The organism is Streptomyces tailanensis, assembly GCF_008386495.1.
In the GTDB taxonomy this organism is placed as follows: Bacteria; Actinomycetota; Actinomycetes; order Streptomycetales; family Streptomycetaceae; genus Streptomyces; species Streptomyces tailanensis.
Window position 1 is genome coordinate 30,457 of the sequence record NZ_VTHJ01000010.1, and the last position, 12,196, is coordinate 42,652.

The window sequence follows — 12,196 nt, forward strand, 5'->3', positions numbered from 1 at the left end:
ATCTCAAGATCTGCAGCTAGATCTGTCGGTAGATCTGTCGCGTGGCGGGACGCGCCGGGTCATCCGGCGCGTCCCACTGAGCGTGTTTCCGACCCGAGGACTGAGCCCCCGGACGGCTTACTTCACGTCGATGAAGTCACCCGCGGCCGCGACCGACGCCGTGGTGGAGGTGCCCGCGAAGACGTAACGGTACGAGCCGTCGACGCCCGCCTTGGCGGTGGTGGACAGGGCGCCCGTGGAGGACGACTTGACCGTCTTGACCGTCTTGTACGAGGAGGCGCTCTTCGCCTTGAACTGCAGCTGCACCGACTGGCCGCCGAACGCGCCGTTCGCGCCGGAGTTCCAGTTGGCGCGGGTCAGCTTGCTGGTGATGGTGATGGTCTTGCCCTTGGCCACCGGCTCAGGGGCGGCGTTGGACGACGCGAGCTGGGCGGCGCGCAGGACCTTGAAGGACTTGAGGTTGTCCTTCTGGACATAGTCGTAGTCCTTGGCCTGGGCGATCGCCCAGGTCTTCCATGTGCCGGCGACGGAGTTGATCGCGTTGTAACCGGGCGTGAAGGTGAAGGTCGCCGAGCAGTTGTACTTCCGGGAGGTCACCTTCTTGCAGGTGATCGGGTCCTTGCTGGGCGAGGCGGCACTGTCGGCGGTGTCGATGTTCTTGCCGCGGTACAGGTACGCGGTCGCCATCCGGTGGCCGGAGTTGTCGTTGACGGTGAACTTGAGCGTGACCGTCTTCTTCGCCTTCGCCCCGACGACGACGGCCTTGCCACCGTTCACGGAGGCGCTGGTGATCGAGATGCTGCCGTACTTCTCATCGGCCATCGCGGCCGGAGCGGCAAGAGCGGTCAGAGCCAGGGCGCCGGTGACGGCAACGCCCAGAGTGGCACGCTTGCGCAATGTGTTCCCCACGTGGAAAGGGGACCCGCGGCAGAGAGCTGTCACGCGGAGCCCGACTGTCTGGTGAGCCTGATGGCTCACCAGACAGGACACGGGGCGCACGGGAATGGTTGTACGAGTTGTGAACGAGTTTGGCGAATGTTGCGCAGTTCACATCTCGGGGGTTTGATCAGTCGAACCAGCGGTCCCGGGCCAACTCCTCTGTCCTGGAAGGATCTTCGAGCAGTGCCGCCACCTCGAACCGCCGTGGCCACTGCCCCGCTGCCCATGCCAGCCCGGCGGCGACGCCCTCCAGGGTCGAGGCGTGCACGACGCCGTCCCGCGTCCGGCGCCAGTCCAACTCGACCCCGTCGACGACGAGTTCCTCGTGCTCGACGTACGAGGACGGGGTGGCGGGCCCCAGCAGCACCCGTACCGAATCCGGCACCTCGTGCTCGGCGCCCTCCGAGTCCACCTCGCCCGTCACCGATTCGCTGAGCCGCCGCACCTGGAACAGTTCGGCCAACTCGGCGGCCCGGGACGGCCGTACGGGCAGCAGGGGCACGCCGGAGGCGAAGGGGAGCAGGTCGGGTGAGTCGACGACGACGGCGTCGGCCGCGTCCACGACGGTCACCTCGCCGTTCACGACCGCCCGCAAGTCGTCCGGCAGGGTCACCTGTTCGGGGTCCAGTTCCGCCAACGCACCGTACAGGCCATGGAGTTGGGCGGCACCGACGTGACGGTCCGGGTCGGCCAGGCGGTCCAGCAGCTCCGCCGCGCCGCCCGGCTCGTCCAGCAGCGCCGCCACCGACGTGCGTACGCCCAACGCCCGCAGCACCTGCTCGTCGTCGAACCCGGTGGCGTCGGCCTCGTCGTACAGGCCGCGCAGCAGCGGATCGCCACCGGCGGCCAGGAGGCCGGCCGGCCGACGGCCGTCGAGGACCGGATGCCCGCGCAGCCACCAGGCCGTGTACGGGCGTACGACCTCGTGCGTGCCGTCCGGGAGGAGGATCCGTACGGGCTGGACGAGCGCGTCCCGCAGCGGCGGCCGGGCGAGGAGCGCGAGCGCCTCGGGCCAGCGGTCCTCGTCGACGAGGTCCAGGTCGCGTACGGCGACGAGCTCGGTCGCGACAGGCGGCACGGGGCTGTCCGGGAAGCGGTCCAGGATGTCCTCGCACCACACGTCCACGGCGTCAAGGAGCCCGGCGTCGTCGGGCTCGGCGAAGTCCGAGTCGCGGGGCTCCAGTTCGTCGGGGTCGAGGACGACGTCGGTGGCGCGTACGAGGGCGAAGTTGGCGAGGACTCCGCAGGCGGCCAGCGGCTGTTCGCCCCAGCGTTCGGCCAACTCGGCGTCAACGAAAGCGAGTTCGTCCTCGCGCATGACCTGGGCGAAGGAGCTGCCGGGGAGTACGAGTTCACCGGCGGGCGAGAGTTCGCCGTCCTCGTCGGGGAGGGCGAGGGCGCCGAGCCAGGGTTCGTCGCCGGGGTCGAGGGCGGCGTCGCGGACGAGGGTGAGGACGAGGTCGGCGAGTTCGTCGGCGTCCGGGGCGTCCTCGTCCCAGGCGGCCCCGCCCTCGTCGTCGAGGGAGGCGGCGACGGCGGCCCGCACCTGGGGTGTGGTCAGCACGGCGCGCGGGGTCGCGGGCAGGGCGCCCAGCTTCTCCAGGAGCGGGTGCGCGGCGTCCGGGTGGGCGACCTTGAGGCCGAGCCGGGCGAGGGTCTCGGGCGACGCCGTCTGCGGGCCGTCGGGGGCCGGGAGGAGGACCTGGCGCGGACCGATCGTCGTCCGCCCGTCCGCGAGCGGCACCGGAAGCCCGGAGAGCCGGTCCGGGTCGACCCCGGCGAGGCTGTCGTAGAGCCGCCGCCACCAGTCGGGCGCCTTCTCCAGCCCCGAGAGCCGGTCGACCGCGTCGCCCAGCGGAAGGCGCGCGACCCCCAACGTACGCAACTCCGCGCGCCGTTCGAGCCCGGCGGGCAGCAGACTGGGCAGCACGTCCGCGAGCACCCGTACGGTGTCGGCCCCGGCGCCCTCGATGACCTCGGCGTCGCGGGGGCGAAGCGCCGCAGGCAGATCGTCGTCCTCCCCGGGCGGCACCGCACGCGGCAGGAAGGCGGTACGCGGCAGCCGTTCGAGGATCGCCTGCCGCAGCGCCCCGTCCAGCTCACCCTTGCCCAACGGACCGGGCACGAGGTCGATGATCCCTTCACTCACCGGCTCCCAGGCGGCCAGCAGTTCGGCGTACGCGTCCGCCGCGCGCTGGACGAGGAAGTCGGTGAGCGGCCCGGGCGCGGCGTGCCGCCGGGTCGTGTCGAGGGGGAAGGAGGCGATGAGCAGCGCGGGTACGCCGAGGGCCTCGTCGCTGGGTGTGGGCGCGTGCACAACGGGGCTGGTACGGGGCCGGACGGGCACCCAGTCGACCCCGGTCGGCACGGCCCACGTCACGGACCAGTACGGACGCAGCCGCTCCTCGACCGGCCGGTCGGCGAGCAGCGCGGCCTCGACCGCCCCGTGCGCGGCGACCGTACGCCAGCGCGTGACCCCGTCCCGGGAGTCCTCGACGACGACGTACGCCCCCTCCGCGCGCCGCCGCAACGTCCGTACCGTCGCGTCCCCGTTCTCGATGACGACCTCGTCGAGACCCGGCAGCGCGAGGAGCAGGGCGTCATCCACCCTGTCGAGCAGCCGCTCGGCGAGATCCGCGGCGGCGGCGTCCCGCAGCGGCAGGATGACGACGGTGTCGTACGACTCCGGAGCGGACCCTTCCGCCGCGAACGGCAGTCGCAGCAGCGGCACATGCCCGTCACGACGCCGAATCTCATCACCCAGCCCCGGACTGTGCCGGGCGGTGTCGGCGGCGAGCAGCCGGGCCTCGGCGAGCGACCAGCGGATACCGCCGTGCCGCCCGACGACGGCGGGCTCGTCGGTGACGGCGAGCACGGCGGCGAACCCGACGCCGAACCGCCCTACCGCGCTCTCCTGGGTCTCCCGCTTGGCGGAGGCACGGAGCGTGGACAGGGACTCGACACCTGCCGCATCCAGCGGGGCGCCGGTGTTGGCGGCGACGAGGACGCCGTCCCGGAGGGTGAGCCGCAGCCGCCCCGGCACCTTGGCGCGGGCGGCGGCGTCGGCGGCGTTCTGCGCCAGCTCGACGACGAGCCGATCGCGATACCCGCCGAGGACGAGATCCTCCTCGGCGTTCGCGTCCTCCCGGAACCGGGCCGGGCTCGTCGCCCAGGCATCCAGCACCCCGCGCCGCAGCCGCGCCGTCCCGAACGGGTCCGCACCCTCGGCCGCCGGCCGCACGAACTTGCTCACGGTCCACTCTCCTCCTGCGATTGCGCCCCGCTTGGCCGCCGCCGCACGAAGGTATCGCGCACCGCCCACACGAACGCACCACGGCCGGGACACCAACGGGGTCCGGCCATGGCCGTCACGCTTCGGGGCGCTTCGGGGCGCTTCGGGAGGCCACCGGGCGCTGACGCACAACGCGGACCCGGGCCGGACTGGTACCATATTCACGTACCATGTCGGTACAGAAATTCGGTACCATTGAAGGCGGACTTCACATGTCGATGAGCGCTAGCGAAGCAAGGCGGAGCCTGTTCCCGCTCATTGAGCGCGTCAACACCGACCACAACCCCATAAGGATCACTTCCAAGGCGGGTGATGCCGTGCTGATGTCCGCCGAGGACTACGACTCGTGGCAGGAGACCGTGTATCTCCTGCGGTCCCCCGCCAACGCTCGGCGGCTCATGGAAGCCGTAGCCCGCGACAAGGCCGGTGAGGCCACTGTCCTGAAGACGATCGATGAGCTTCGCGACATGGCCGGGGGCGAAGAGTGAGGAGCGTTCACTTCGATCCGGACGGCTGGGAGGACTTTCTGTTCTGGCTCGGCTCGGACCTGAAGAAGGCTCGCCGCATCGTGCGCCTGATCGACGAGATGAAGCGCACCCCATTCGAGGGCATCGGCAAGCCGGAACCACTGAAGGGTGATCTGTCGGGCTACTGGTCCCGCCGGATCGACGATGAACACCGGTTGGTGTATCGGGCGGACGAGAAAGAGGTAAAGATCCTCAAGGCCCGTTACCACTACTGAATCGCCCGCGTCCCCACTGACACGCGCCCGCGGCCACCAGCCCGGCGGATGGTGGCCGCCGCATCGGAGCGCGTCCCGAGCCGCTACGAGTGACCCAGATCCGCCTCGGCCTCCGACTCCTCGCCGAGCGGGGAGACCGAGCCCGAGTCGGGGGACGGGCGCAGGGGGAAGGGGTCCACACGGGTCTCGTCGAGGCGTGGGGGGGCCGGCTGCGGGGGCTTCGGCATGACGGCGGCCTCCGAGTGGCCGCCGCAGCCGTACGTCAGGGAGACGACCCGGCCGTCCGCCGGGGAGAACTCGTTGGCGCACACCCCGAAGGCCTGGCCCAGCGAGCCGCCGATCGGCATGAGGAAGCCACAGCTGACGCAGGACGCGGGTGCCGCCTGGGCCATCGCGGTCTTGGCGCCGAAGCCCTCGTCCCACCGGTCGGCGGCCGTGTGCAGCCCGTACCGCGACAGGACGCGGGCCCGCCGCATGCCCAGTTCCTCGGCGACCGCGGCGATCGACCCGCGGGTCGGCGCGAGCGGAAGGTTCGCCGGCACCCCGGCGGTGACCTCGGCGTCCTCCGCCTCCACCAGCTCGGCCATGTCGTGCGAGACCGGGGAGTTCGGCAGCGGCTCGTCCTCGCCGGAGTACCCGGGCTCCAGCCGCAGATCCTCGGCGTCGGTGGGCAGCAGGTCCCCCGGCCCCATGTCCCCAGGCCGGAGCCGCTCGCTCCACGGCACCCACTCCGGCGCGAGCAGCGCGTCGGGGCCGGGCAGCAGCACGACCTCGTCCAGCGTCACGAACTTCGCCCGCGAGGCCCGGGCCACGGTCACGGCCCAGCGCCAGCCCCGGTAGCCCATCTCCTTGCACTCGAAGAAGTGGGTGACGACACGGTCCCCCTCGACGGCGAGCCCCGCATGCTCGCCCACTACTCCAGGCGCGGCAGCCTCCTCGGCGGCGGCGCGGGCGAGGTCGACGGCCTCGGCGCACAGACGGTCGGGGGTGCGGCTTCGCGTTGTCGCTGCGCTCACAGGTATCGCTTCTCTCCTACGCCGTCTCACGAGTGCGCCTCCCTCGGCGGGGGGTGCGGACGGAGCGGACCGGAGGGCCGCGTCGACGTCCGCGCCCGATCGCACTCGGGCGCACCTATGTCATCCATTCTGCGGGATGAACGAGAGGCGCGCGGCCGAGAACAACCGCCGCGGGCGCGCTATGCACGCTACCTTCTCCGACGCCCGGCGCCCACACCGACTTAGTGGTTCGGTGAAACAGGGCGGGGTCGCCTGCGAGCTCGGTCGGTCGAGGTCGTCCAGCGGGTGCGGGTGGGTGGGGGTTGCTCGCGCAGTTCCCGCGCCCCTGAAAAAACTGGGGGCAGCCCCCGGTTTTTAAGGGGCGCGGGGCTGTGACATCTGCGGCTCCGCCGCGGGGCGCGACCAGCCACAGACGACCCGCACCCGCCGACGCACAGATCCCCCGAGCTCGAATGCGCCCCCAACGCCCCGCCCGCCATCCGCGCGGTAATCGCACCACGCGCTCCCTTCTCGGGGCACTATGACGAGGTGACCGGCGCCGAGCGGAGCGAACGGCGCGGCGGGTCGGGTCGGGTGACCGGGGCCGTCCGCTCGGTGGGCCGTGCCCTGCACCGCCCGGTCACCGGCCCCGCCCGCGGCATCCGCAGGGCGACCCACGCGCAGGGCGCCGGCGAGTCCGGCCTCGGCAAGCTCATCGAACTGCACGGCGTGAACGGCGCGGGCGACATGATGATCACCGTGTCGCTCGCCTCCACGGTCTTCTTCTCCGTCCCCACCGACGAGGCCCGCGGCCGGGTCGCCCTCTACCTCGCCATCACGCTCGCCCCCTTCGCGCTGCTGGCCCCGGTCGTCGGCCCCCTCCTGGACCGCCTCCCGCACGGCCGCCGCGCCGCGATGGCCGGCGCCATGCTGGCCCGCGCCTTCCTCGCCCTGATCCTCGTCGGCGCCGTCCAGACCGGCAGCCTGGAGCTGTACCCGGCCGCGCTGGGCGTACTGGTCGCGTCGAAGGCGTACGGGGTGGTGCGGAGCGCGGTCGTGCCGCGGTTGCTGCCGCCACGGTTCTCGCTGGTCAAGGCCAATTCACGGGTCACCCTGTGCGGGCTGCTCGCCACCGGCGTCGCCGCGCCCATCGGGGCCGGGCTGCAGGCCCTCGGCCCCCGCTACCCGCTCTACGGCGCCTTCCTGATCTTCGTCGCCGGAACGTTCCTCTCCTTCTCGCTCCCGCACAAGGTCGACTCCGCGAAGGGCGAGGACACGGCGCTGCTCGCCGCCGACCCCGAGCACCTGCACGGCCCGCACCGCACCAAGACGCTGAAGCGGCCGGGGCTGCGTACGGTCGGCCCGGCCGTCACCCACGCCCTCGGCGCCAACGCCGCCCTCCGCGGCCTCTCCGGCTTCCTGATCTTCTTCCTCGCGTTCCTGCTGCGTGAGCACCCGCTCGGCGGGCAGAGCGCCGCCGTCTCCCTCGGCATGGTCGCCGTCGCGGCCGGTACGGGAAACGCGCTCGGCACCGCCGTAGGGGCGTGGCTGAAACAGCGCGCGCCGGAGCTGATCATCGTGACCGTCGTCGCCGTGGAACTCGCGGTGGCGATCGCCACGGCCTGCTTCTTCAGCACGTTCCTCATCGCCTGCCTCGCCGCGGTCGCCGGCTTCTCGCAGGCCCTGTCCAAGCTGGCCCTGGACGCGCTGATCCAGCGTGACGTGCCCGAACTGGTCCGCACCTCCGCCTTCGCCCGCTCCGAGACCCTGCTGCAGATTGCCTGGGTGGTCGGCGGCGCCATCGGTATCGCCCTCCCCCTCTACGGCACCCTGGGCATGGTCGTGGCCGCCGCGATCGTCGCCGCCGGCTGGCTCACCACGATCCGCGGCCTCCTCTCCTCCGCCCGCCACGGCGGCGCGCCCCGCACCCGCGTGGCGTGAGCCGAGCCCCCGGTGCGAGTTCCCGAAGCCGCACATCGGCCGCACATCACAGGGACCGGACCGGCACGCCGTACCCCACGTAAGGGCACCCCTCGACGGGCCAGATAGCCTTCGCCCATGACCTTCCTGCCCCGCGGCGGAGCCGCCAGTCGACACAGCCGTCGCGCCGCAGCCACGATCGGCGCCGTTTCCGCCGGACTTCTCGTCCTGTCCGCCTGCGACAAGCCGACGCCGATCGCCACCCTCACGCTCGGCAAGGACTCGGTGAACACCGAGGCCGAGTGCTACGACGACCTCGACCAGGCTGAGGTCCAGAAGTGCGTGAAGGAGAAGCCCTCCGAGACGATCGAGCTGCCGGCGGGCGAGACCCTGCGCGTCGGCGTCGACCCCGAGGTCTCGGAGACGGGCTGGTCCCTGTGGATCGACGGCCAGCCGGCGACCCCGCAGTACAAGAAGACGTACTACACCTTCCCGAACGCCGGCGACCTCTTCTCCGCCCAGCAGGGGCAGGCCCCGCAGAAGTCGCTGACGATCAGCGTCGTCGAGCAGAACAAGGAAGGCACGGAGTTCAAGGGCGTGTGGAACTTCACGCTCAAGAACCCCGACGCCTGATCCCGGCCAGGTCCGGTCCGGTCCGCGATCCGTCCCCGCCGCCGCCCATGCGCATCCTCGTAGCCACCGCGGTCCCCGCCGAACGGGACGCGGTGGCACGGGCGTTTCCGGGCCCCGGTACGGACGTACGGCTCCCCTCGGTGACACTGCACCGGGTCCGCGAGGGCCGCTACGACCTCCTCGCCGCCGGTGTGGGCCCCGCCCTCGCCGCCGCCTCCACCGCCGCCGCGCTGACCGCCGCGGCCCTCGACGGCACGCCGTACACGCTGGTCGTCTCCGCCGGCATCGCGGGCGGCTTCCAGCCCGAAGCCCCCGTCGGCTCCCTGGTCCTCGCCGACGCGATCACCGCGGCCGACCTGGGCGCCGAGACCCCCGACGGTTTCCTCCCGGTCACCGAACTGGGCTTCGGCACCGTCACGCACCACCCGCCGCGCGCCCTCGTGCGCCGGGCCACGGACGCGACCGGCGCGCGCACCGGCACCGTACTGACGGTCTCGACCATCACCGGCAGCGCCGAGCGCGCCACCGCCCTCCGCGCCCGCCATCCGCACGCCCTGGCCGAGGCGATGGAGGGCTTCGGGGTCGCCGAGGCGGCCGCCGCGCACGCCGTCCCCGTCCTCGAACTGCGCGCCGTCTCCAACCCCGTCGGCCCCCGCGACCGCGCCGCGTGGCGCATCGGCGACGCGCTGACCGCACTCACCGAGGCCTTCGGGAAGCTGACGCCCGTACTGGAGAGTTGGGACCCATATGAGCCCTGAGAAGCTGACGGACACCGTGCGCATCGCGTACTCGCCCTGCCCCAACGACACCTTCGTCTTCGACGCCTGGGCCCACGGCCGGATCCCCGGCGCGCCCGCGCTCGACGTGACGTTCGCGGACATCGACATCACCAACGGCATGGCCGAGCGCGGCGACCTCGACGTACTGAAGGTGTCGTACGCCGTCCTGCCGTACGTCCTCGACGAGTACGCCCTGCTGCCCTGCGGCGGCGCGCTGGGCCGGGGCTGCGGCCCGCTGGTACTGACACGGGAGCCGGGCACGGACCTCACCGGCCGTACGGTCGCCGTGCCGAGCGAGAAGTCGACCGCGTATCTCCTCTTCCGCCTGTGGGCGGCGGACACGCTTGGAATCAAGAGGGGCGGGCCCGCAGGGCCCTCGGTTGAGGGTGGTGGTGGGCGACGGGCGGGCGGGGTCGGGGAGATCGTGGTGATGCCGTTCCACGAGATCATGCCGGCCGTACGGGACGGGAAGGTCGACGCCGGACTCGTCATCCACGAGGCCCGCTTCACGTACCAGAACTACGGCCTCCATAGCCTCGCCGACATGGGCGAGCACTGGGAGAACACGACGGGTCTGCCGATCCCCCTGGGCGCGATCATCGCCAAGCGCTCACTGGGCGAGGAGACACTGACGAGGGTCGCCGAGTCGATCCGTACGTCCGTCCACGCGGCCTGGGACGACCCCAAGGCCTCCCGCCCCTACGTCCTCGAACACGCCCAGGAGATGGACCCGGCCGTCGCCGACCAGCACATCGGCCTGTACGTCAACGAGTTCACGGCGGAACTGGGCGAGGACGGCTACGCGGCGGTACGGGGTTTGCTCACGCGGGCGGCGGCGGAGGGCTTGGTCCCGGCGCTGGCACCGGAGGCGCTGGCGTTTCCGTGACCGCGGTCCGCCGCGGGGTGCGACCAGCCACATACAAGCCGCAGTCGCGTCTGCCATGGTCCGTGTATCGGCGAGTGCGGCTTGTCGTGGGCTGATCGCGCAGTTCCCCGCGCCCCTCAGGGCGGTGGACTGGGCCTGCGGCTACACGTCCAACTGGTCGGCCACCGCTCGCAACAGACCTGCGATCTTCTTGCCTGCCGCGCGCTCCGGGTAGCGGCCGCGTTCGAGCATCGGCGTGATGTTCTCCAGCAGGGTCGTCAGGTCCTGCACGATCGAGGCCAGTTCATCCGGCTTCTTGCGCTGGGCGGCGGCGACCGACGGGGCCGGCTCCAGGAGCGTCACGGAGAGGGCCTGGTCGCCGCGCTGACCGGCGACGACTCCGAACTCGACGCGCTGTCCCGGCTTCAGGGTGTCGACACCGTTGGGCAGTACGGAGGAGTGGACGAAGACGTCACCGCCGTCGTCGCGGGAGAGGAAGCCGAAGCCCTTCTCGCTGTTGAACCATTTGACCTTGCCGGTAGGCACGTCTGTCCTCGTCCTCGTACTCGTCGGAAACTGCGTCGGAAAGTGTTCGGGGTGTATCCGCGCGTGGGCCGCGCGTGTCCTTACTGTGTTCTGGATGTGCGCAAACTGCTCTGGACAGCACTGGAGCGGGTCGTCGGGACCCGCCGGTACCAAGGCTAATGCTCCGGCGGGAGCTGACAAGACGTCGCCCGACTGTTCTCTCGCGCTGGGAACTACCCTGGTCCGGTGCGTGACAAAACCCAACCGAATTCCGCCGAACCCGGTGACCGGCTGATCCGTATCGGTGCCATCGTGTTCTTCGTCGGCGCCGTGGCCACCCTGGTCACCGTGGCCCCGCTGTTCCTCGGAACGACACCTTTCCCCACATACATGTTCGGTTTGAGCATGTTCATGGGAGTGGGATTCCTGATCGCCGGCGCCGGTGTCCTCCAGTCCGTCACGGCGGGCCGCAAGAGGGCGCGCGAGGCGCGTTTCTAGCGCGCGGGGGGAGCTTGGCGGTGGTGCGCGGCCAACCACTCCGGAAAGGCCGTCAGATCAGCGAGGACGACGTCGGCCCCCGCCTCCCTCAACTCCCGCTCGTCACAGGGGCCGGTGGCCACCCCGACCGAGTACGCCCGCGCGGTGCGCGCGCCGCGTACGTCGCCGGTGTGGTCGCCGACGTACACACTCGCCCCGTGCTCCCGCAACGCCTCCGCCTTGGCCTCCGCCCACAGATCCCCCACCACCTCGTCGGGCACCATCCCGAGGTGCTCCAGGTGCAGCTTCGCGTTCGGCTCATACTTGGCGGTCACCACGATCGCCCGCCCCCCGGCCGCCCGAACCGCCGCGATCGCCTCCGCCGCGCCGGGCATCGCGGGCGTGGCGGCGATGGCGATGGACGGGTACATGGCGCGATACATGTCCGCCATGGCCGGCACCTCCTCCGCCGGAAACCAGTACGCCAGCTCATCCACCAACGGCGGCCCCAGCCGCGTGATCGCCATATCGGCGTCTATGTACGCCCCCGTCCTCGCCGCCAACGCCTCAAAACAGGCGTGAATCCCCGGCCGAGAATCGATCAACGTCATGTCGAGATCGAACCCGACGGTCAGCAGGCAAGAGTCCATGCCCCCCATTGTGCCCAGCAGTAGCGCGCCCCGAAGGGGCGCGGGGCTGTGTCGATATGCGGCTCCGCCGCGTGGGCGCGACAAGCCACGACGATCCCGCACACGCACAAACACACAAGCCCCTACGGCGAGAAGGCGGAGCGGGGTCGAAGGGGCGGCAGCCCCTGGACGATGGGAACGGGTAGGGGCGGCGGGGGCGAGAAAACCTCCAGGTCAACGCCCCCGCTGCGACCGCCACAAAAGATAGAGCGCCGACGAGATCGCGGCGACCCGAAGCACCCACGGCCAAGTCTCCGCCACCGCCACATTCATCGGGGGGGGGGGGGGGGGGGGGGGGGGGGGGGGGGGGGGGGGGGGGGGGGGGGGGGGGGGGGGGGGG

Annotated in this window: 12 protein-coding genes; 7 read left to right on the plus strand and 5 right to left on the minus strand. The window is 71.6% G+C overall.

The window, feature by feature from the left end; translation table 11 throughout:
* Positions 1 to 117: 117 nt before the first annotated feature.
* Together F3T56_RS10495 and F3T56_RS10500 are read right to left on the minus strand one after the other, a co-directional pair.
* Positions 118 to 909: a calcium-binding protein gene (locus F3T56_RS10495; protein ID WP_246203552.1), complete on the minus strand. Its 792-nt coding sequence runs from the start codon at positions 907 to 909 to the stop codon at positions 118 to 120.
* Between the two features lie 157 nt (positions 910 to 1,066).
* Entirely contained in the window at positions 1,067 to 4,192 is a 3,126-nt protein-coding gene (locus tag F3T56_RS10500; RefSeq protein WP_149824596.1) for a sacsin N-terminal ATP-binding-like domain-containing protein, read from the minus strand.
* Between the two features lie 251 nt (positions 4,193 to 4,443).
* On the opposite strand from F3T56_RS10500, the gene F3T56_RS10505 reads away from it, so the two are divergent.
* Both F3T56_RS10505 and F3T56_RS10510 read left to right on the plus strand, forming a co-directional pair.
* Positions 4,444 to 4,719, plus strand: a complete 276-nt coding sequence (locus F3T56_RS10505) for a type II toxin-antitoxin system Phd/YefM family antitoxin (RefSeq protein WP_149824597.1) — start codon at positions 4,444 to 4,446, stop codon at positions 4,717 to 4,719.
* The gene (locus F3T56_RS10510; RefSeq protein ID WP_149824598.1) at positions 4,716 to 4,973 is read left to right on the plus strand and encodes a Txe/YoeB family addiction module toxin; all 258 of its coding nucleotides are present in this window, start codon (positions 4,716 to 4,718) and stop codon (positions 4,971 to 4,973) included. The genes F3T56_RS10505 and F3T56_RS10510 overlap by 4 nt, the downstream gene beginning before the upstream one ends.
* Positions 4,974 to 5,056: 83 nt before the next feature.
* Here the strand turns inward: F3T56_RS10510 and F3T56_RS10515 are convergent, their stop codons facing one another.
* Positions 5,057 to 5,989 (minus strand): DUF3027 domain-containing protein, encoded by a 933-nt coding sequence (locus F3T56_RS10515; protein WP_149824599.1) that lies wholly within the window; start codon positions 5,987 to 5,989, stop codon positions 5,057 to 5,059.
* A 528-nt stretch (positions 5,990 to 6,517) separates the two neighbouring features.
* Here F3T56_RS10515 and F3T56_RS10520 point away from each other — a divergent pair.
* The 4 genes from F3T56_RS10520 to F3T56_RS10535 all read left to right on the plus strand — a co-directional run bounded on the left by F3T56_RS10520 (position 6,518) and on the right by F3T56_RS10535 (position 10,186).
* Entirely contained in the window at positions 6,518 to 7,909 is a 1,392-nt protein-coding gene (locus F3T56_RS10520) for an MFS transporter (protein WP_246203553.1), read from the plus strand.
* A 117-nt stretch (positions 7,910 to 8,026) separates the two neighbouring features.
* Positions 8,027 to 8,521: a hypothetical protein gene (locus tag F3T56_RS10525; RefSeq protein WP_149824600.1), complete on the plus strand. Its 495-nt coding sequence runs from the start codon at positions 8,027 to 8,029 to the stop codon at positions 8,519 to 8,521.
* A 47-nt stretch (positions 8,522 to 8,568) separates the two neighbouring features.
* Complete coding sequence (locus tag F3T56_RS10530) at positions 8,569 to 9,279, plus strand: futalosine hydrolase (protein WP_149824601.1); 711 nt, start codon at positions 8,569 to 8,571, stop codon at positions 9,277 to 9,279.
* Complete coding sequence (locus tag F3T56_RS10535; RefSeq protein ID WP_149824602.1) at positions 9,269 to 10,186, plus strand: 1,4-dihydroxy-6-naphtoate synthase; 918 nt, start codon at positions 9,269 to 9,271, stop codon at positions 10,184 to 10,186. Before F3T56_RS10530 ends, F3T56_RS10535 begins: the two co-directional genes overlap by 11 nt.
* Before the next feature lie 141 nt (positions 10,187 to 10,327).
* Here the strand turns inward: F3T56_RS10535 and F3T56_RS49255 are convergent, their stop codons facing one another.
* The gene (locus tag F3T56_RS49255) at positions 10,328 to 10,711 is read right to left on the minus strand and encodes a cold-shock protein (RefSeq protein WP_149824603.1); all 384 of its coding nucleotides are present in this window, start codon (positions 10,709 to 10,711) and stop codon (positions 10,328 to 10,330) included.
* A gap of 225 nt (positions 10,712 to 10,936) precedes the next feature.
* Here F3T56_RS49255 and F3T56_RS10545 point away from each other — a divergent pair, with 225 nt between their 5' ends.
* Positions 10,937 to 11,188 carry a hypothetical protein gene (locus tag F3T56_RS10545; protein WP_149824604.1) on the plus strand — a complete coding sequence of 84 codons (252 nt, stop codon included), beginning with the start codon at positions 10,937 to 10,939 and terminating at the stop codon, positions 11,186 to 11,188.
* Here the strand turns inward: F3T56_RS10545 and F3T56_RS10550 are convergent.
* A complete protein-coding gene (locus F3T56_RS10550) occupies positions 11,185 to 11,817 on the minus strand; it encodes an HAD family hydrolase (protein ID WP_149824605.1) in 633 nt (210 codons plus the stop codon). The genes F3T56_RS10545 and F3T56_RS10550 overlap by 4 nt on opposite strands.
* Positions 11,818 to 12,196 lie beyond the last annotated feature (379 nt).